This is a genomic window from Rhizobium sp. RU36D, assembly GCF_900176345.1.
Classification (GTDB): Bacteria; Pseudomonadota; Alphaproteobacteria; order Rhizobiales; family Rhizobiaceae; genus Allorhizobium.
On record NZ_FWXU01000006.1, the window covers coordinates 145688 to 166423 of the forward strand.

Here is a 20736-nt window from a genome sequence, read left to right on the forward strand (position 1 = left end):
TCCATGGCGACGGCAACTCTCCCCAATGCAGTGAAACGCGTCCCCGGGGGGAGTTCTCTTGGCCTGTTTGCGATCAATCTCGACCGGTCGCCAGACCGGTGGCGGCAGATCGAGGCAGGCTTCGGGTCATTGCCGTGGCCGCTTCATCGCGTCGCCGGTGTCGATGCGCGGAAGGATCCCCAAGCCGTGCTTGCCGTGCGGGGGTCCGAGCTGAAATTTCCTCCCGACGCCGTTGGTTGGAATGCCCATCGCAACCGGCTGTTCATGTTGGTGGAGGAAGCCTGTCTTTCCGGCCATGTGCTGGCATGGCGGCAGTTTCTTGCGAGCGGGCTGGATCATGCGCTGGTGCTTGAGGACGACGCGGTGCCGCAGCCGGGCTTCGAGACTGTGATACGCGATTTGCTGGCCGAGGGGTTCGAGGCTGATATCGTGAAGCTTGAAGGCATACCGCGTCCCGGAGGACGCAAGGCGTTGTGCGTGGCAAAGCTTGGAAGCCATCGGCTGGTGCGGTCCTTGCGTCCGTGCTCGGGGTCCGCGGCCTATCTGGTGACGCGCCATGGCGCGCGCGAATTGCTGGCGCGGGTCGGAACCTTGTGCCTGCCGGCCGACGACTTCCTCTGGACGCCATCCTGGCACGGGCTGAAGATTGCAGACGTGGCGCCATGGCCGATCATGCAATCCGGTGCAGATAGCGTGATTGCGACCGGGCGCTCGGCCAAGAAGTTGCGGCAGCGGCCGCCCTTCGGGCGCGCTGCCGCCGTGTTCATGCGCCGGGCTGCCGAGCGTATTTCTCTGTTGTGGGCGGCGGTCGATGGTCGCCCTCACGCATTCTTGACTGCGACAATGGCGCAATGGGCGCCGGATGTTTATAACCTAGGTAACAGAACGGCGGCTGCCGCCGAGGATCGAAGGTCCAGCAATGGTTGAACTCGCTCTCCCAAAGAACTCCCAGATCACCGAAGGCAAGGTTTGGCCGAAGCCCGCCGGCGCCAAGAATGTGCGCGAATACCGCATCTATCGCTGGAATCCGGATGACGGCAAAAACCCGCGGCTGGATACCTTCTACGTGGATGTGGACGATTGCGGTCCGATGGTTCTCGATGGCCTGCTGTACATCAAGAATAATATCGACCCGACGCTGACGCTGCGCCGCTCCTGCCGCGAGGGCATTTGCGGTTCCTGCGCGATGAACATCGACGGCACCAATACGCTGGCCTGCACCAAGGGCATGGACGACATCAACGGCACGGTAAAGGTATATCCGCTACCGCATATGCCGGTGGTCAAGGACCTCGTGCCCGACCTTACCAACTTCTACGCCCAGCACCGCTCCATCGAGCCCTGGCTGAAGACGGTGTCGCCGACGCCTGCCAAGGAGTGGAAGCAGAGCCACGAAGACCGTCTCAAGCTGGACGGACTTTACGAATGCATTCTCTGTGCCTGCTGCTCGACCTCGTGTCCGAGCTATTGGTGGAACGGCGACCGTTATCTCGGACCGGCCGTGCTGCTGCAGGCCTATCGCTGGCTGATCGATTCCCGTGACGAAGCCACTGGCGAGCGGCTCGATAATCTCGAAGATCCGTTCCGGCTTTATCGTTGCCACACGATCATGAACTGCGCGCAGACCTGTCCCAAGGGGCTGAACCCGGCCAAGGCGATTGCCGAGATCAAGAAGATGATGGTCGAGCGTCGCGTCTGATTGACCTGATGGCCGTGGCAGGTGTCGCGGCCATTTTTCGGAACGGAAGCCTCGACATCTTCGCGAGGGCGCTTATCTCTTGGAGGCGAGCGACGCAATCGTGGCGAAAGCTCGCAAGATTATAGTTTCGCTTTGTCCAGGCGATTGGCCTTCAAGATGCATTAACCCTATGTATGCTTGATTAAGCTAAGGCTTTGGCGATAATTTCGCCGCGTTTGTTAGCAACAAACCGGATGAAGGCGGATAACCGGGAGTTTAACGATGAAACTTAAATACGCCGCGACTGGTCTTGCGGTTGTTCTCGCCCTCGCTGGCTGCCAGCGGACCTCCTATAATCCGTATCAAAACTCGGCGCAGCAGCTTCCGCCGCTGCAGGCGCAACCGGTGCCGACGGTGCAGTCCGGCCAGCTTCCTGATCCGACGACTACGGCCCCTGGCCAGTTCCCCGCCGCCCCGGCCAGCGCCCCGGTGGCTGCGACCGATGCCGTTCCGGCAACGGCTCAGGACGTGACGAAGGAATCCATGGTCGGTAACTGGCGTGTTGCCAGCGGCGGCTCCAACTGTGACATGTTCCTGACGCTGACCAATCTCGGCTCGGGATCGCGCGGCGGTACGCGTGGCTGCGCCGGCGAACTGACCGGCATGGGCTCCTGGGAAGTGGCAGGCAAGCAGGTGCTGCTCAAGGACCGCAATGGCAATACGATCGGTCGGGTCTACAAGACGGCCGAAGCCCGCTTCGACGGAACCACGAATGGTGGCCAGCCGATCAGCCTGAGCCGCTGAGACGCCAGGGCGGTCCTCGTGACCGCCCTTTTTGCAGGCATTCCCATGTTTTCTTTCATCCCTGATCCAGGACGTCGACCTTTCACCGCCCGCCACCGTTGGGCCGTCAGCGGCGCCTGAGACGCGGAGTCCCCCTGATGAAGCCTATTCCCGACTATGCGATGAGTGTCAGCGAGCAGTTGCGGTCGCTGACTGTCGCCGGGACACTCACGGCCGATCCCGCGCAGATGCAGGTGGTAGCGAAGCTCGATCGCATCCTCGCCGAACTGAAACAGAAGCGACCCGCGACCAAATCCAGTGCGCTTGGCTGGCTGTTCGCCAAGCGGCCAAAGCCCGGACCGCAGGTGAACGGTCTTTACGTCTATGGCAGTGTCGGTCGCGGCAAGACCATGCTGATGGACCTCTTCTTCAAGATGGCTCCGATCGAGAAAAAGCGGCGGGCCCATTTTCATGAATTCATGGCCGATGTGCATGCGCGGATCCATGTCCATCGGCAGAAGCTGAAGGCCGGCGAGACACGGCAGGCCGATCCGGTTCCTCCGGTTGCCGCAGCACTTCTGGCCGAGGCGCAGCTGCTCTGCTTCGACGAATTCACCGTGACCGATATCGCCGATGCCATGATCCTGGCGCGGCTGTTTTCGGAACTGTTCTCCAAAGGCTGCGTGCTGGTTGCCACGTCGAATGTCGAGCCTGACAATCTCTACCGGGACGGTCTCAATCGCGGGCTATTCCTACCCTTCGTGGATCTTCTGAAGAAGCATGTCGAGGTTGTCTCCCTGGACTCACCCACAGACTATCGATTGGCCAAGCTCGATCGGCAGCCGGTCTACATTACCCCGCTGGACCGGAAAGCCGAAACGGCCATGAATTCGGCTTGGCGCGACGAGACCTCCGGGCTGGATGAGCGGCCCATCTCCATCGACCGCATGGGGCGTAGCATCGAGGTGCCACGCGCTGTTGACCGGGCGGCCCGCTTTACCTTCGCGGAGCTCTGCGAAAGGCCTCTTGGTGCGGCGGATTACCTCGCCATTGCCGACAGGTTCGACACGATCTTCATCGACGGGATACCCAAGCTGCCCGCCGAGCGCCGCAACGAGGTCAAGCGTTTCATCATCTTGGTTGACGCGCTTTATGACCATGGCGTCCGACTTTTTGCCTCCGCCGAGGGCTTGCCTGAGGAATTATTGACGGAACGCAAGGGCACCGAAGGTTTCGAGTTCGATAGAACAGTTTCTCGCCTGTTTGAGATGCGCAGCGCAGAATATCTTAACCGTCACGTGCGACGCTCCGCCGATTCATGACGCGATGATGACGGAAAAGCTTACGTTTACGTAAGAAATTATCATTATAACCGATTGAAATCTTTGGCTCCGAAATTATCGGTTGCCATTATTAGCAGTAACGGCTAAGCGAAGTGCCGCAATGGCGGTTATTCTTCGCGATGCCTGCCGTGGTTATGGATCTCAAAGGAAGCACTTCAATGGCGCGCAACAAGATCGCACTTATCGGTTCCGGAATGATTGGTGGTACGCTGGCGCATCTCGCCGGTCTCAAGGAACTGGGCGACATCGTCCTGTTCGACATTGCTGATGGCATTCCCCAGGGCAAGGGTCTCGACATTGCCCAGTCTTCGCCGGTCGAAGGCTTCAATGCGAAGCTGACGGGCGCCAGCGACTATTCCGCCATCGAAGGCGCTGACGTCTGCATCGTCACCGCCGGTGTCGCCCGCAAGCCGGGCATGAGCCGCGACGACCTGCTCGGCATCAACCTCAAGGTCATGGAGCAGGTCGGTGCCGGCATCAAGAAGTATGCCCCGAATGCTTTCGTGATCTGCATCACCAACCCGCTCGACGCGATGGTCTGGGCGCTGCAGAAGTTCTCCGGCCTGCCGAAGAACATGGTCGTCGGCATGGCCGGCGTTCTCGACTCTGCTCGCTTCCGCCTGTTCCTGTCGGAAGAATTCAAGGTGTCCGTCCAGGACGTCACCGCCTTTGTTCTCGGCGGTCATGGCGACACCATGGTGCCGCTCGCTCGCTACTCGACCGTCGGGGGCATTCCGCTGACCGACCTCGTCAAGATGGGCTGGTGCACCAAGGAACGCCTCGAAGAGATCATCCAGCGCACCCGTGACGGTGGTGCGGAGATCGTGGGTCTCTTGAAGACCGGTTCGGCTTATTACGCACCGGCCGCATCTGCCATCGAAATGGCTGAGTCCTACCTCAAGGATAAGAAGCGCGTTCTGCCCTGCGCCGCCTATCTCTCGGGCCAGTACGGCGTGAAGGACATGTATGTCGGCGTTCCCGTCGTCATCGGTGCCGGCGGTGTCGAGCGTATCATCGAAGTCGAGTTCAACAAGGCTGAGGAAGAGGCCTTCCAGAAGTCTGTCGGCGCCGTTGCCGGCCTCTGCGAAGCCTGCACCAACATTGCTCCCGCGCTGAAGTAATCGAAACAGGGATAGACCCATGAACATTCATGAATACCAGGCCAAGGCTTTGCTGAAGGGCTTTGGTGCACCGGTTGCGGAAGGCGTGGCCATCCTCAAGGTCGAGGAAGCAGAGGCTGCTGCGAAGTCGCTTCCAGGTCCGCTCTATGTGGTCAAGAGCCAGATCCATGCTGGCGGTCGCGGCAAGGGCAAGTTCAAGGAACTCGGCCCCGACGCCAAGGGCGGCGTTCGCCTGGCCAAGTCGATCGAGGAAGTCGTGGCTCACGCCAAGGACATGTTCGGCAACACGCTGGTGACCGCGCAGACCGGCGAAGCTGGCAAGCAGGTCAACCGCCTCTATATCGAAGACGGCGCCGACATCGCCCGCGAACTCTACTGCTCGCTGCTGGTCGATCGTTCGGTCGGCAAGGTTGCCTTCGTCGTCTCGACGGAAGGCGGCATGGACATCGAGGCCGTCGCCCACGACACGCCGGAGAAGATCCACACGATCGCGATCGATCCGGAAGCCGGCGTAACTGCTGACGATGTTGCGAAGATTTCCAAGGCGCTGGCGCTGGACGGCGCTGCCGCTGAAGATGCAAAGGCGCTGTTCCCGGCGCTCTACAAGGCCTTCAACGAGAAGGACATGTCCCTTCTCGAAGTGAATCCGCTGATCGTCATGAAGGACGGTCACCTGCGTGTTCTCGATGCCAAGATGTCCTTCGACGGCAACGCGATCTTCCGCCACGACGACGTCAAGGCGCTGCGTGACGAGACCGAAGAAGACGCCAAGGAAATCGAAGCCTCCAAGTGGGACCTCGCTTACGTGGCGCTCGACGGCAATATCGGCTGCATGGTCAATGGCGCCGGTCTCGCCATGGCAACGATGGACATCATCAAGCTCTACGGCAAGGAGCCTGCAAACTTCTGCGACGTCGGCGGTGGCGCCGGCAAGGAGAAGGTCGCGGCAGCCTTCAAGATCATCACGGCCGACCCGAAGGTCGAGGGCATCCTCGTCAACATCTTCGGCGGCATCATGAAGTGCGACGTCATCGCCGAAGGCGTCATCGCCGCGGTGAAGGAAGTGGGTCTCAAGGTTCCGCTCGTCGTGCGCCTGGAAGGCACCAATGTCGAACTTGGCAAGAAGCTCCTGAACGAATCGGGCCTCGCCATCACGGCGGCCGACGACCTGGACGACGCTGCCAAGAAGATCGTCGCGGCGATCAACGGCTAATCTGAGGGACCTATCCGATGTCTATTCTTGTAAACAAGAACACCAAGGTCCTCGTTCAGGGCCTGACCGGCAAGACCGGCACCTTCCACACCGAGCAGGCGCTGGCCTATTACGGCACGCAGATGGTCGGCGGTATCCACCCGAAGAAGGGTGGCGAAAACTGGACCGGCTCCAAGGGTGAAACCCTGCCGATCTTCGCGACCGTTGCCGAAGCCAAGGAAAAGACCGGTGCAGACGCATCCGTGATCTATGTTCCGCCGGCCGGTGCAGCCGACGCCATCATCGAGGCGATCGACGCCGAGATCCCGTTCATCACCTGCATCACCGAGGGTATTCCGGTCATGGACATGGTGCGGGTCAAGGCCAAGCTCGACAAGTCGAAGTCGCGCCTTCTAGGCCCGAACTGCCCGGGCATCCTGACGCCGGAAGAGTGCAAGATCGGCATCATGCCCGGTTCGATCTTCCGCAAGGGTTCGGTCGGCATTGTTTCCCGCTCCGGCACGCTTACATATGAAGCAGTCTTCCAGACGTCGAACGAAGGCCTTGGCCAGACCACGGCTGTCGGCATCGGCGGCGACCCGGTCAAGGGCACCGAATTCATCGACGTGCTCGAGATGTTCCTGGCGGATCCGGCCACGACCTCGATCATCATGATCGGCGAAATCGGCGGTTCTGCCGAAGAGGACGCTGCGCAGTTCCTCAAGGACGAAGCCAAGAAGGGCCGTAGCAAGCCCATGGCAGGCTTCATCGCCGGCCGTACGGCACCGAAGGGCCGCACCATGGGCCATGCCGGCGCTGTCGTTTCCGGCGGCAAGGGCGATGCCGAATCCAAGATCGCAGCCATGGAATCGGCTGGCATCAAGGTTTCGCCTTCCCCGGCACGCCTGGGCAAGACGCTGGTCGAAGTCCTCAAGGGCTGAGCCATCTGACGCATGCGCCAGGCAAGGTGGAGCCGATAACGCTCCCCTGCCTGGATTAGCATTTTAGAACGAACGAAATCGATTCGCCTGAGGGCGAGAAAAAGCGGCAGGCCGGCTCTCCGGCCATCAACTCAAAGCGGGAGGCGAACGGCGACGTTCGCAGGACACCATGGGTAGGCAAGAAGCCAATGAGCAGTTCCAGATCACGTCGTTCCTCGACGGATCCAACGCTGCCTATATCGAACAGCTTTATGCACGCTATGAAGAGGATGCATCCTCGGTTCCGGCCGAGTGGCAATCCTTCTTCCGGGCGCTGGCAGAAAACCCGTCCGATGTGAAGAAGGCCGCCGCCGGTGCCTCCTGGCAGCGCAAGAACTGGCCGATTCCCGCTGGTGGCGATCTGGTGTCGGCGCTTGATGGCAATTGGGGTCTCGTCGAAAAGGCGATCGAGACCAAGGTCAAGGGCAAGGCCGAAGCGGCTGCGGTTTCCGCTGGCAAGCCGGTCAACGAAGCCGATGTCCTGCAGGCGACCCGTGACAGCGTTCGCGCCATCATGATGATCCGTGCCTACCGCATGCGCGGCCACCTGCACGCCAATCTCGATCCCCTAGGCATCGCCGCCCCGGTGGACGACTATAACGAATTGTCCCCGGCCGCCTATGGCTTCACGGAAGCCGATTACGGCCGCAAGATCTTCATCGACAACGTGCTGGGCCTCGAATACGCGACCATCCCCGAGATGCTCGATATTCTGAAGCGCACCTATTGCTCGACCATCGGCGTCGAGTTCATGCACATCTCCAATCCCGAGGAGAAGCACTGGATCCAGGAGCGCATCGAGGGTCCCGGCAAGGGCGTGGAATTCACCGCCAATGGCAAGAAGGCGATCCTGTCCAAGCTGATCGAGGCCGAAGGCTTCGAGCAGTTCATCGACGTCAAGTACAAGGGCACCAAGCGCTTTGGTCTTGATGGCGGCGAATCGCTGATCCCGGCGCTCGAGCAGATCATCAAGCGTGGCGGCCAGGACGGCCTGGAAGAAATCGTGCTCGGTATGGCCCATCGCGGCCGCCTGAACGTGCTGACCAACGTCATGGGCAAGCCGCACCGCGCCGTGTTCCATGAGTTCAAGGGTGGTTCGTTCAAGCCCGATGAAGTCGAAGGCTCCGGCGACGTCAAGTACCATCTTGGTGCCTCGTCTGACCGTGAGTTCGACGGCAACAAGGTACACCTGTCGCTGACGGCCAACCCCTCGCATCTGGAAATCGTCAATCCTGTCGTGATGGGCAAGGCCCGCGCCAAGCAGGACCAGATCGCCAAGACCTGGGATGGCGACATTATTCCGCTCAAGGAGCGTGCCAAGGTTCTGCCGCTGCTGCTGCATGGCGATGCCGCCTTTGCCGGCCAGGGCGTGGTTGCCGAAATCCTCGGCCTGTCCGGCCTGCGCGGTCATCGCGTAGCCGGCACCATGCATTTCATCATCAACAACCAGATCGGCTTCACCACCAATCCGGCCTTCTCGCGCTCGTCGCCTTATCCGTCCGACGTTGCCAAGATGATCGAAGCGCCGATCTTCCACGTCAATGGCGACGATCCGGAAGCGGTGACATATGCCGCTAAGATCGCCACCGAATATCGCATGAAGTTCCACAAGCCCGTTGTGGTCGATATGTTCTGCTATCGCCGCTTCGGCCATAACGAGGGTGACGAGCCTGCGTTCACGCAGCCGAAGATGTACAAGGTCATCCGCGCGCACAAGACGGTCACGCAGCTCTATGCAGAGCGCCTGATCGCCGAGGGCCTGCTGACCGAAGGCGAATTCGAGAAGATGAAGGCCGATTGGCGCGCCCATCTGGAACAGGAATTCGAGGCCGGCCAGAGCTACAAGCCGAACAAGGCTGACTGGCTCGACGGTCAGTGGTCGGGTCTGAGGACCGCCGACAATGCCGATGAGCAGCGTCGCGGCAAGACTGCCGTGCCGATGAAGCAGTTGAAGGAGATCGGTCGCAAGCTGTCGACCGTTCCCGAAGGCTTCCGCGCCCATCGCACCATCCAGCGCTTCATGGACGGACGCGCCCAGATGGTGGAGACGGGCGAGGGCATCGACTGGGCCATGGCCGAGGCCTTGGCCTTCGGAACGCTTGCCGTCGAGGGTCACAAGATCCGTCTGTCAGGCCAGGATTGCGAGCGCGGCACGTTCTCGCAACGCCATTCGGTTCTCTACGATCAGGAAACCGAAGAACGTTATATCCCGCTGGCAAACCTTGCCCCCAACCAGGCCAAGTATGAAGTCATCAACTCCATGCTGTCGGAAGAAGCCGTGCTCGGCTTCGAATACGGCTACTCGCTGGCCCGTCCGAACGCGCTGACGCTCTGGGAAGCCCAGTTCGGCGATTTCGCCAACGGCGCCCAGGTGGTGTTCGACCAGTTCGTCTCCTCGGGCGAACGCAAGTGGCTGCGCATGTCCGGCCTCGTCTGCCTTCTGCCGCATGGCTATGAAGGCCAGGGACCGGAGCACTCGTCCGCCCGCCTGGAGCGCTTCCTGCAGCTCTGTGCGGAAGACAATATGCAGGTGGCCTATTGCACGACGCCGGCCAACTACTTCCACATACTGCGCCGTCAGATGAAGCGCGACTTCCGCAAGCCGCTGATCCTGATGACGCCGAAGTCGCTGCTGCGCCACAAGCGTGCGCAGTCGAGCCTGTCGGAAATGGCCGGCGAAAGCTCGTTCCACCGTCTGTTGTGGGATGATGCGGAGGTCATCAAGGACGGCCCGATCAAGCTGCAGAAGGACAATAAGATCCGCCGCGTGGTGATGTGCTCGGGCAAGGTCTATTACGACCTGTTGGAAGAGCGCGAGAAGCGCGGCATTGATGACGTCTACCTGCTTCGTATCGAGCAGCTCTATCCGTTCCCGGCCAAGGCGCTGATCAACGAACTCAGCCGCTTCCGCAATGCGGAGATGGTCTGGTGCCAGGAAGAGCCGAAGAACATGGGCGCCTGGTCGTTCATCGACCCCTATCTGGAATGGGTGCTTGCCCATATCGATGCCAAGTACCAGCGCGTCCGTTACACGGGCCGCCCGGCAGCAGCGTCTCCGGCAACGGGCTTGATGTCGAAGCATCTGGCGCAGTTGGAAGCCTTCCTCGAGGACGCACTCGGCGGCTGACCGGCCGCCCTGCGAGACGAAACTCAGCCACCGAAACCGCTATCTGATCAACGGAACTGAAATCATGGCCACTGAAATCCGCGTCCCGACCCTCGGGGAATCCGTCAGCGAAGCCACTGTCGGCACCTGGTTCAAGAAGGTTGGCGACACCGTAAAGGCAGACGAGCCGATCGTCGAACTGGAAACCGACAAGGTGACCGTCGAGGTACCGGCTCCGGCCGCCGGCGTGCTGGTCGAGATCGTTGCCGCCAATGGCGAAACGGTTGGTCTCGGCGCGCTGCTGGGCAATATCGATGCCGCCGGCGCGGGCACTGCCGCCGCTGCACCTGCCGCTCCGGCCAAGGCTGAGGCGCCTGCCGCCGCCGCCCCGGCTGCTCCGGCACCTGTCGCCGCTCCGGCCGCCTCGTCCATGCCGGCTGCTCCTGCTGCCGCCAAGGTCGCTGCGGACAACAACATCTCCACCTCCGACATCGAAGGCTCCGGCAAGCGTGGCCAGGTGCTGAAGGGTGACGTTCTCGCCGCCATCGCCAAGGGTCCGGTCGCTGCTGCCGCTCCGGCGGCACCGGCTGCTCCTCGCGCGCCTTCGGCAACGGACGACGTTGCACGCGAAGAACGCGTGAAGATGACGCGCCTGCGCCAGACCATCGCCAAGCGCCTGAAGGATGCCCAGAACACGGCGGCCATGCTGACCACCTATAACGAGGTGGACATGACGGCGGTGATGAGCCTGCGCAACAAGTACAAGGACATCTTCGAGAAGAAGCATGGCGTGAAGCTCGGCTTCATGGGGTTCTTCACCAAGGCCGTGACCCACGCCCTGAAGGAGTTGCCGGCTGTCAACGCCGAGATCGACGGCACCGACATCATCTACAAGAACTACTGCCATATCGGCGTCGCCGTCGGCACCGACAAGGGTCTCGTCGTGCCGATCGTGCGCGATGCCGACCAGATGTCGATCGCAGAGATCGAGAAGGATATCGGTCGCCTGGGCAAGCTCGCCCGTGACGGCGCGCTGTCGATGGCCGACATGCAGGGCGGCACCTTCACTATCTCCAATGGGGGTGTTTACGGCTCGCTGATGTCGTCTCCGATCCTCAATGCGCCGCAGTCCGGCATCCTCGGCATGCACAAGATCCAGGATCGTCCCGTCGCCATCGGCGGCCAGGTGGTTATCCGTCCGATGATGTATCTGGCGCTGTCCTATGACCACCGCATCGTTGACGGCAAGGAAGCGGTTACGTTCCTTGTCCGCGTCAAGGAAAGCCTTGAGGATCCGGAACGTCTGGTCCTCGACCTCTGATCGGGACGGAGAAGGCGGATGGAAGCGCTATCGGCACAGGCACAGCCCTATGTCCTGCTGCTCGTCTCGAGCGTGGCGCTTCTGTTCCTTCATGTCTTTCTGCAGGGGGGCATTGCCACCCTTGACCGGGGGCTTGCCTGGAATGCCGGGCCGCGTGACCAGGAAAAAAAGGCCGGCGGCGTTCTTGCCGGACGGGCCGAGCGGTGCTCTGCCAATTTTCGCGAAACCTATCCGGCCTTTGTCGGGCTGGTTCTGGCAGCGATGATCGTGCCCACCTCCGGTCTGGCATTAGCGGGCGGGTGGCTCTGGTTTGCCGCCCGGATAGTCTATGTCCCGCTCTATCTTGCGGGTGTGCCGTATGTCCGCTCGATGGTCTGGCTGGTCAGCCTGGGCGGTCTCGCCGCCATGGCGATCTCGCTGGTCTGGTGACGACATGCTGCGCGCCGCTTTCCCTTCCATACTGGCTATCCTGATAGTGCCGACCGTGGCGGCCGCAGCAGAACGCTGTGGCATCGAGCACGCGGTCTATGAGGAAGCGGATGCGGGAAGCCGGCTGGCGTTTCGTCCCGTGGGAGAGGATGCCGCGGCGGTCTCCCATCTGTTTGCCGTGACGGGCGGAACGCTCAAGCTTGATGGCCACATCATGTATGACGAGGATGGCCGTCGTCCCTCCGGCATGATCATGAACAACTGTCCCGAGGGCGATGTGACGGGCGACGATATCAGGGCATGCACGGTCTGGACCGGCATTCCCTATGCGGTGGCGGCTGCAACCGGGCAGATCGACATCCTCGGGCCGGCGGGCAGCCAGGCGCCTGACGCCATCCTGATGCCGGGCCTCGGACCGGCGATCCGGCATTCTGCCTTATGGGACAAGAGTGGTCTCAAGGATGTGCCGTGGGACCTCTATGAATTTCGGGAATGCAAGGCGCAATGAGCCCTCGGGAGCCAGCGCCAAAATAAAGAGAAGGATCTGTCATGGCTTATGATCTCGTCTTAATCGGAAGCGGCCCCGGCGGTTATGTCTGCGCCGTCAAGGCGGCCCAGCTTGGCCTGAAGGTCGCGGTCGTCGAGAAGCGCGCGACCTATGGCGGGACGTGCCTCAATATCGGCTGCATACCCTCCAAGGCTCTGCTGCATGCATCCGAGATGTTCCATCACGTCGCGCATGGCATGGATGCCCTTGGCGTGGAAGTCGCCACGCCCAAGCTGAACCTCGACAAGATGATGGCGCACAAGGAAGCCACCATCAAGTCGAACGTCGATGGCGTGGCTTTCCTGTTCAAGAAGAACAAGATCGACGGCTTCATCGGCACCGGCAAGATCGTTTCCGCCGGCAAGGTCTCGGTCACGGCCGAAGACGGCAAGGTGCAGGAACTGGAAACCAAGAACATCGTCATCGCCACCGGCTCCGACGTCGCGGGCATTCCCGGCGTCAATGTTGAGATCGATGAAAAGGTCATCGTTTCCTCCACCGGCGGCCTGTCGCTGTCCAAGGTTCCGGAAAAGATGATCGTGGTCGGCGGCGGCGTCATCGGCCTGGAGCTCGGCTCGGTCTGGCTGCGGCTCGGCGCCAAGGTGACCGTTGTCGAATATCTCGACACGATTCTTGGCGGCATGGACGGCGAAATCTCCAAGCAGTTCCAGCGCATCCTGGCCAAGCAAGGCATGGAATTCAACCTGAGCGCCAAGGTGACCGGCGTTGAAAAGAGCGGCTCGGGCGCCAAGGTGACCTTCGAGCCGGTCAAGGGCGGTGCCGCCACTTCACTGGATGCCGATGTCGTTCTGGTCGCAACCGGCCGTAAGCCATACACGGCTGGCCTTGGCCTCGAAGCCGTTGGCGTGGCGCTGGACAATCGCGGTCGCGTCGAAATCGACGGTCACTACAAGACCAATGTGCCCGGCATCTATGCCATCGGCGATGTCGTCAAGGGCCCAATGCTGGCGCACAAGGCCGAAGACGAAGGCGTGGCGCTCGCCGAAATCATTGCCGGCCAGCATGGCCATGTGAACTACGAGGTCATCCCGGGTGTCGTCTATACCCAGCCGGAAGTGGCCTCTGTCGGCAAGACCGAGGAAGAGCTTAAGGCCGCGGGCGTCGCCTACAAGGTTGGCAAGTTCCCGTTCATGGCCAATGGCCGTGCGCGTGCCATGCTGGCGACCGATGGTCTGGTCAAGGTTCTGGCCGACAAGGAGACCGACCGCGTTCTCGGCGTTCACATCCTCGGCACGGGAGCCGGCGAGATGATTCACGAGGCGGCCGTTCTAATGGAGTTCGGCGGCTCGTCGGAAGACCTGGGCCGCACCTGCCATGCGCACCCGACGATGTCGGAAGCCGTGAAGGAAGCCGCGCTGGCGACGTTCTTCAAGCCGATCCATATGTAATCAATCCCTAAAGATTAATTCTTCTCCATTTGGAAGGCCGCGTCTTGCAAGGCAGGACGCGGCCTTTATGCTGTTGCTGCACGTCGGTCTAACCCTTTGACAAAAGGCAAAAAAATGGTAGCGGCAGTTCCTACTTCCTACAGTATTCCGCAAAAGGCGCTGCATTGGCTGATGGCGGCGCTGATTTTCTTCAATCTCATCTTCACCGAGGGCATGGAGACCTATAGCCGGGCGCTCGGACGGGGCGAAACGCCAACGCCCGACCAGATCGGTTCGGCCAATATCCATGCCTATGTCGGGATTGCCGTTCTCTGTCTGGGGATCTTGAGACTGATCCTGCGGCTGGTGCAGGGGGCTCCGGCGGCACCTGTAGGCGAGCCGCCGCTCGGCAAGCTCGCCGCCAAGATCGCGCATGGTAGCTTCTATCTGCTGTTCGTGGCGCTGCCGCTGAGTGGCATCGGCTTCTACTACTTCGGCAACGAAACCGCCGGCGATGTTCATGGCGGGCCGCTGAAGCTCCTGATGTGGCTCCTGATTGTCGTCCACCTTGCGGCGGTGCTGGTCCACCAGTTCTATTGGAAGACCGGATTGGCCCAGCGCATGACCAAGGGGTAGACCGGGCGAACGGCCTTCGAGCAGGTGTTCAACCCTCGACGGCCGTCACCTGAAAGCCTTGGGCGCGCAGCAGTTCGACGAGACCCTGGTCGCCGGGCAGATGCAGTGCGCCGACGGCGATGAAGGCATTGCCCTCCGCGAGAATGGGGGCACTGCGCTCCGCCATCACCTTGTTGCGGTCAATGACCATCCGCGTTTCAAATGCCGCATAGCCGTCCTCGGGGTCTCCGCCTAGGTCCTTGGTGACCGCCTTCAGCATCGGCATGGTCATGCCCGTCTCGCCGGCGAGGTAAAGGGCTGTCATGGTTTCCATGATGTCCTTCATGCTGTCGCCGATCTGCAATGTCTCGATCAGCGCCTTCAGGTGAAATTCCACCGGCAGGTCGGCCATGGCCTGCAGCTGTTCGGCAAGCGTTTCCAGTCCCACGAGCTTCTTGCCGGCGGCAACGGCGTCCTCGGCAATCTTCTTGTCGAGGAAGGAGGCGCCCTTGCTCTTGCGCGATAGTTCGCAGGCGGGCAGGGCAATGAAGCTTGAGAGTATCCAGGGCTTCATGCGCGATACGGAAGCAAGGGAGACGCCGCGCGATTTCAAACCGTTCTCCAGAGTCTTGGCATCCTCGGGCGACAGATGGTCCGATAGTGTGGTGCCGTCTGTGAACATGGTCAGATCGGGCCGCGTCAGCATCGCCATGCTGGCTTTTTTCTCGTCCAGGATTTCATCGGATTCGATGACCACTGTGGATGCACCGGCGGCCGCGACGCGGGCTGCCGGCGGCATGCTCACCACCCGGGGGTCGGTGATATGCATGGTCCCCAGAAGATAGGATGCGGGAATGCCGATCTTTTCGACCTTCCAAAGCAGCCCTTTTCCATTGGGGACTTTCCGTGCCTCGGCTTCGAGGGCCGCATAACGGGCAGGATCGGATGCGCGCATCTCCGCAAGAAGATCGCGACCCCCGCATTCAGCGGCCGCATCCTCGGCATAGGCCGGCGCGGCGAAGGTCAGGATGACGACGATCGAAGCCAGCAATGCTACGTGGAAAGCGCCAAGCAGCCACAGCAGGGCCTCGCCAGGGCGGCGGTCGAGAGCGTCACGGGCGATCTGGGCGATATCAGGTGTCATTAGCAGGTTCCGTGGCAGCTTCCGTTGCATCGCCTCCAGCCTAGCCGCCTCACCCTCATGTTTGTTTAACATGCTTGGTTAACGACGCACGGTCAGGCCCTTGGATGGGCCTTCTCGTAGACATCAAGCAGTCTGGCGGTGTCGACGCCGGTATAGACCTGCGTTGTCGAGAGGCTGGCATGGCCCAGCAGTTCCTGGATCGTGCGCAGATCTCCGCCGCTGCCCAGAAGATGGGTGGCGAAGGAATGGCGCAGGGCATGAGGCGTGGCCGTTTCGGGCAGGCCGAGCGCTCCCCTCAGTTTCTGCATCTGCCGCTGAATGATGGCCGGTTGCAGCCTGCCGCCCTTTGCGCCGCAAAACAGTGGTTCGTCCTGCTCTAGATGCCAGGGGCAGAGGGCCTTGTAGGCCGCCACGGCGTCCGTCACCGCGGCAAGCAGCGGTACCAGTCTTGTCTTGCCGCCCTTTCCCTTGATGCGCAGCGTCTGAGCGCCCGAAGGGAAAGCCGCCGGCGTGAGGTCCAGCGCCTCGGATATGCGCAGCCCGCAGCCATAAAGCAGCGCGAGCACGGCGGCGTCCCTTGCTGCGATCCATGGCTCGTCGCGCATCTGCGCATCCTGCTCCATCAACGAGAGAGCCTGTGTGCCCGAAAGCGGTTTCGGAAGGGATTTCGGCTGTCGCGGCGAGCGAACAGCACCGGCGGCGGCCGCATTGACGAGCCCCTTGCGTTCCATGTGGTGCAGGAAGGACCTGATGCCGGCCATGAAGCGGCCAAGGGACCGGGCGCCCGCGCCATGGCGCCGCCGAGCCGCCATGAAGGCGCGCAGATCAGCGGGCTTTAGCGTCGCAACGTCTGCGATCGAAGGGGGCGCGCCCAGATGGGCGGTCAGGAAGGAGAGGAATTGCCGGGAGTCGCGTTCATATGCCTCCAGGGTGTTTCCCGCCAGGCGCCTTTCGCCGGCAAGTGAGTGCAGCCAGGTCTCGCGTTCCGACATCAGATCGGGTGCTGCAATCGTCAGAATTTCCGTCATACCGAAGCCTCGGACGCAATTGATTTGAGCATGACCATGACCCATTTCCTGTTAGGGAAAAGCTAAGGTGCCGTCGGATTTGTCATTCTTCGATCACAATAGCCTGCGATAGAAATCTGGTGTCAAAGACGGGGAAATCCATGGCGCGGCGCGAATCCATGACAATGCTCGGACAGTTCGCTGAGGCTTTGGCACTGGTTTCCCACGGGCAGCCCGGTCATATCGTCGATACCCTGATCGCCGAGCGCGGTCAGAAGATCGTTCATCATCCTCTCTGGCCCATCATGCGGCCTTTCCTGTACAGCCTGCTGCGTTACGACAAGGCGATCGAATTTGCCGATGCCGTTGCCAATATGCCCGGCTTCCAGGCCTTCGAATATCTGAGCAATGTGTTGAAGCTCGATATCAAGGTCAACAATCCCGAGCGTATTCCCGAAACCGGCGGCTTCATCATGGTCAGCAACCATCCGACCGGTATTGCCGATGGCGTTGCCGTGTTCGACTTGCTGAAGCACCGCCGGCCCGACATGACCTTCTTTGCCAACCGGGATGCCGTTCGCGTCAATCCGCGCTTTGCGGATGTCATCATTCCCGTGGAATGGCGGGAGGAATACAAGAGCAAGCTCAAGGCCCGAGAGACGCTGCAACTGACCAACCGGGCGGTAGAGGAGCAGAAGGCCACGGTGCTGTTTCCGTCCGGCCGCATCGCCTATTGGGCTGATGGCAAGCTGAACGAGCGGCCGTGGAAAACCTCTGCCGTGGGCCTGTCGCGCAAATACGGACTGCCGATTCTTCCTGTGCATATGAAGGCGCGCAATTCCGGCCTGTTCTATTGGTTTGCCAAATGGTCGACCGAACTCCGGGACATGACGGTCTTCTATGAACTGCTGAACAAGAAGGGCGACCTGTTCGAGTTCACGGTCGGCAACCTGATCATGCCGGAAGCACTGGAGGGGGACCCGGTGACGGTCACGTCGGCACTGGAGCATTACACGGTGCATAGGCTGAAGACCGATGGCGATGCGGCATTTTCGGTGCCGCCGCATGTTGTTTCTGACGAGGCAGCGGACAGTCACTAGCCCCAGCCCGGGGTTTTCGCCGCCGCTCCCTTCTTTCCGGTTTCCTTTTGTTCCGCCTTTGGGCATGGTCCGCGCCATGGGCAAAGATTCGTCCGACCTCTTTGGTCCCCTAGATAGCAAGCCAGCCAGTCTCCGCGCAGTTCCCGTCATGGTGCCTCTGCCGGCGCCGACGGCCTATTCCTATGCGGTGCCGGAGGGCATGGCCGTTCAGCCGGGGTCTGTCGTCCAGGTGCCGCTGGGTCCGCGGCAGGTGATTGGCGTGGTGTGGGACGAGGCGACGGCCGATCCCGTCGATCCGAAGAAGCTCAGGCCACTGACGCTCGTGTTCGATTGCCCGCCGCTGTCTCCCGATATGCGAACTTTCCTGGATTGGGTGGCGAGCTATACGCTCTCGCCGCCGGGCTATGTCGCGCGGATGGCTCTGCGCGCGCCGGCCGCGCTGGAGCCGGAGCCCATGGTGGAAGGCCTGCGCTATTGCGGGGTGAGGCCCGAAAGAGTGACGCCCGCCCGTCAGAAGGTGCTCGAACTTGCCGAGGATGGGCTGGCATGGACGCGTTCGGGCCTTGCCCATGCGGCCGGTGTCTCGCTGAGCGTCGTTGATGGGCTGATTGCCCAGGGCACGTTCGAAACCGTCTTCCTGCCGCCGCCGCCGATCGTGGCCTTGCCCGACCCCGAGTATCGGCCGCCGGCACTGGAGGTGGCCCAGAAGGAGGCAGCCGACGAGCTGTTCGAAGCCGTCGAAGCGGGTGGCTTCAGCGTCTCGCTGATCGATGGCGTCACTGGTTCCGGCAAGACGGAGGTCTATTTCGAGGCGATCGCCGAAACCCTTCGCAAGGGAAAACAGGTGCTGATCCTGTTGCCGGAAATCGCGCTGACGGCGGATTTCCTGGAGCGCTTCCAGGATCGCTTCGGCTCCAAGCCGGGAGAGTGGCATTCGGATCTCTCCAGCCGCATGCGGGAAAAGGTGTGGCGCCAGGCGACGACGGGCGAAATCCGCGTCGTGGCAGGTGCGCGCTCGGCCCTGTTCCTGCCGTTCGACAATCTGGGACTGATCATCGTCGACGAAGAACACGATCCGGCTTTCAAGCAGGAGGATCGGGTGTTCTACAATGCCCGGGATATGGCCGTCGTCCGAGCGCGGATATCCGATATTCCCGTGGTGCTGGCGTCGGCAACACCCTCGGTCGAAAGCCAGGTGAATTGCCTGCAAGGCCGTTATCGGCGCATCCATTTGCCGACGCGCTTCGCCGGTGCGGCCCTGCCGGACCTGCATCTCGTCGACATGCGCCGGCATCCGCCGGAGCGCGGCGGCTTCCTCTCGCCTGTCATGCTGCGCGGGATGAAGAAGACGCTGGAGCGCGGCGAGCAATCTCTGCTGTTCCTCAATCGTCGCGGCTATGCGCCGCTGACGCTCTGCCGCGTGTGCGGCCATCGCTTCCAGTGTCCGCAATGTTCCAGTTGGCTGGTGGAGCATCGGTTTCGCGGGCAAATTCAGTGCCACCAATGCGGCTACAGCGAGCCGACGCCGAATGCCTGCCCGGAATGCGGCACGTTGGACCATCTCGTGGCTTGCGGGCCGGGGGTGGAGCGGATCGCCGAGGAGGTGGAGAAGCATTTTCCCGATGCGCGCACACTGGTGCTGTCGTCGGATCTCGGTGGGGTCAAGCGTCTCAGGCTGGAATTCGAGGCCGTGGCCAAGGGTGAGGCCGATATCGTCATCGGTACGCAACTGGTGGCCAAGGGGCATAACTTCCCGCTCATGACGCTGGTCGGCATTATCGACGCGGATATCGGGCTTTCCAACGGCGACCCGCGGGCGGCCGAGCGTACCTTCCAGCTCCTGAGCCAGGTGACTGGCCGCGCCGGTCGCAGCGGGCGCAAGAGCCATGGGCTGGTGCAGACATTCCAGCCGCAGCATCCTGTCATGCAGGCGCTGGTCTCCGGCGATGCGGCGGCCTTCTATGAGCGGGAAATCGCCGAGCGTGAACGGGCTCTCCTGCCGCCCTTCGGCAGGCTCGCATCGATCATCGTTTCGGCCGATAACCGGGCCGAGGCCGAAACCCATGCGCGGCAATTGCGGCAGGCAGCGCCCGTGACCGATGGCATCAGCATCATGGGACCGGCAGAGGCGCCGCTTGCGCTGATCCGCGGCCGGCATCGATTTCGACTGCTGGTGCATGGACGCCGCGGCAGCGACATGCAGGCCTTCCTCCGCCAAATGGCGATCAATGGCCCGAAGGAGCGCAAGACCATTCAGGTGCAGGTGGATGTCGATCCGCAGAGCTTTCTCTGATCTCGCCTGGTTATTGAAATCGCTGAACATCTGCGGCGTGGCATTTCACCGGATTCAAGCCTGTGGCATAAGGTGCGAAGCAGGCCCGGAAGCATATGGGGGACATCATGGAGTTTTATTTTCCAACCGAGTTCGGCGAGCGGCTGGCCTTCTTTGCCGCGGCCTTTACCGCGCTGCTGGGTCTCGTCGTGATGCTGGCCCCCGGCATGGCCTTTGCCTTTCTTGGACTGCAGACCAAGGATGGGCGGCCGGAAGGCCTGGCGGAAGGCCGGTCTGCCGGCGGATTCCTGCTCGGCATATCGCTCGCCGCCCTGCTCTTGGCCCAGCCCATGATCTATCTGGCCTTTGGCAGCGCCGTGGGATTGGCGGCATTCGGGCGCCTGCTCTCGATAATGTCTGATCGGGGGAGCGTGATGGGCAATATTCTATTTTTGGTTGTGCAGATTTGCGTTGCCGCCCTGCCGCTCGGATATGTGTTCGGCTTTCTGTAGCCGTAGCTAAAGGCCTCGCTCCGGACGCCTTTTCGACAATATGACGCAGTATGACGGAAAAACGCCCTGGGGTGCTTGCCCTATTGGCGTATTCCGTTAATACGCGTGTTGCGAGTCCAGAGTTCCTATGCTAGACGGACCGCGAATTTCGGAAAGCAGGGGCCACACTGTCTCCTGTTTCTGGGGGAAAACGTAACA

At 61.5% G+C, this 20736-nt stretch carries 18 protein-coding genes; 16 read left to right on the forward strand and 2 right to left on the reverse strand.

What is annotated here, in order from left to right:
- The first annotated feature begins 3 nt into the window (after positions 1-3).
- The 13 genes from B9A97_RS09745 (at position 4) to B9A97_RS09805 (ending at position 14524) form a co-directional block, all read left to right on the forward strand.
- Positions 4-927, forward strand: a complete 924-nt coding sequence (locus B9A97_RS09745; protein WP_084365134.1) for a glycosyltransferase family 25 protein — start codon at positions 4-6, stop codon at positions 925-927.
- The gene (locus tag B9A97_RS09750) at positions 920-1699 is read left to right on the forward strand and encodes a succinate dehydrogenase iron-sulfur subunit (RefSeq protein ID WP_084365135.1); all 780 of its coding nucleotides are present in this window, start codon (positions 920-922) and stop codon (positions 1697-1699) included. The genes B9A97_RS09745 and B9A97_RS09750 overlap by 8 nt, the downstream gene beginning before the upstream one ends.
- 261 nt (positions 1700-1960) lie before the next feature.
- On the forward strand, positions 1961-2482 hold the full coding sequence (locus B9A97_RS09755) for a protease inhibitor Inh/omp19 family protein (RefSeq protein ID WP_084365136.1): 522 nt from the start codon (positions 1961-1963) through the stop codon (positions 2480-2482).
- A gap of 137 nt (positions 2483-2619) precedes the next feature.
- On the forward strand, positions 2620-3783 hold the full coding sequence (gene zapE / locus B9A97_RS09760) for a cell division protein ZapE (RefSeq protein ID WP_084365137.1): 1164 nt from the start codon (positions 2620-2622) through the stop codon (positions 3781-3783).
- 179 nt (positions 3784-3962) lie between these two features.
- Positions 3963-4925, forward strand: a complete 963-nt coding sequence (gene mdh / locus B9A97_RS09765; RefSeq protein WP_084365138.1) for a malate dehydrogenase — start codon at positions 3963-3965, stop codon at positions 4923-4925.
- A 19-nt stretch (positions 4926-4944) separates the two neighbouring features.
- Positions 4945-6138: an ADP-forming succinate--CoA ligase subunit beta gene (gene sucC / locus B9A97_RS09770; protein ID WP_084365139.1), complete on the forward strand. Its 1194-nt coding sequence runs from the start codon at positions 4945-4947 to the stop codon at positions 6136-6138.
- A 17-nt stretch (positions 6139-6155) separates the two neighbouring features.
- The gene (sucD, locus tag B9A97_RS09775) at positions 6156-7058 is read left to right on the forward strand and encodes a succinate--CoA ligase subunit alpha (protein WP_084365140.1); all 903 of its coding nucleotides are present in this window, start codon (positions 6156-6158) and stop codon (positions 7056-7058) included.
- A gap of 169 nt (positions 7059-7227) precedes the next feature.
- Complete coding sequence (locus B9A97_RS09780; RefSeq protein WP_084365141.1) at positions 7228-10224, forward strand: 2-oxoglutarate dehydrogenase E1 component; 2997 nt, start codon at positions 7228-7230, stop codon at positions 10222-10224.
- A gap of 64 nt (positions 10225-10288) precedes the next feature.
- Positions 10289-11524, forward strand: a complete 1236-nt coding sequence (gene odhB, locus B9A97_RS09785; RefSeq protein ID WP_084365142.1) for a 2-oxoglutarate dehydrogenase complex dihydrolipoyllysine-residue succinyltransferase — start codon at positions 10289-10291, stop codon at positions 11522-11524.
- An 18-nt stretch (positions 11525-11542) separates the two neighbouring features.
- Positions 11543-11953, forward strand: a complete 411-nt coding sequence (locus tag B9A97_RS09790) for an MAPEG family protein (RefSeq protein ID WP_084365143.1) — start codon at positions 11543-11545, stop codon at positions 11951-11953.
- A gap of 4 nt (positions 11954-11957) precedes the next feature.
- On the forward strand, positions 11958-12461 hold the full coding sequence (locus tag B9A97_RS09795; protein ID WP_084365144.1) for a hypothetical protein: 504 nt from the start codon (positions 11958-11960) through the stop codon (positions 12459-12461).
- 41 nt (positions 12462-12502) lie between these two features.
- Positions 12503-13909 carry a dihydrolipoyl dehydrogenase gene (lpdA, locus tag B9A97_RS09800; protein ID WP_084365145.1) on the forward strand — a complete coding sequence of 469 codons (1407 nt, stop codon included), beginning with the start codon at positions 12503-12505 and terminating at the stop codon, positions 13907-13909.
- A gap of 114 nt (positions 13910-14023) precedes the next feature.
- A complete protein-coding gene (locus B9A97_RS09805) occupies positions 14024-14524 on the forward strand; it encodes a cytochrome b (protein WP_084365146.1) in 501 nt (166 codons plus the stop codon).
- 28 nt (positions 14525-14552) lie between these two features.
- Here B9A97_RS09805 and B9A97_RS09810 read toward each other — a convergent pair whose 3' ends face one another.
- Together B9A97_RS09810 and B9A97_RS09815 are read right to left on the reverse strand one after the other, a co-directional pair.
- Positions 14553-15647: a TraB/GumN family protein gene (locus tag B9A97_RS09810; protein WP_084365147.1), complete on the reverse strand. Its 1095-nt coding sequence runs from the start codon at positions 15645-15647 to the stop codon at positions 14553-14555.
- Positions 15648-15739: 92 nt separating this feature from the next.
- A complete protein-coding gene (locus B9A97_RS09815) occupies positions 15740-16675 on the reverse strand; it encodes a tyrosine recombinase XerC (RefSeq protein WP_084365148.1) in 936 nt (311 codons plus the stop codon).
- Positions 16676-16815: 140 nt separating this feature from the next.
- Between B9A97_RS09815 and B9A97_RS09820 the strand changes: the two genes are divergently transcribed.
- The 3 genes from B9A97_RS09820 to B9A97_RS09830 all read left to right on the forward strand — a co-directional run bounded on the left by B9A97_RS09820 (position 16816) and on the right by B9A97_RS09830 (position 20538).
- Positions 16816-17754: a GNAT family N-acetyltransferase gene (locus B9A97_RS09820; RefSeq protein WP_084365149.1), complete on the forward strand. Its 939-nt coding sequence runs from the start codon at positions 16816-16818 to the stop codon at positions 17752-17754.
- Positions 17755-17830: 76 nt separating this feature from the next.
- Positions 17831-20047 carry a primosomal protein N' gene (locus B9A97_RS09825; RefSeq protein ID WP_084365150.1) on the forward strand — a complete coding sequence of 739 codons (2217 nt, stop codon included), beginning with the start codon at positions 17831-17833 and terminating at the stop codon, positions 20045-20047.
- 107 nt (positions 20048-20154) lie between these two features.
- Complete coding sequence (locus B9A97_RS09830) at positions 20155-20538, forward strand: AGROH133_08824 family phage infection protein (protein WP_084365272.1); 384 nt, start codon at positions 20155-20157, stop codon at positions 20536-20538.
- Positions 20539-20736 lie beyond the last annotated feature (198 nt).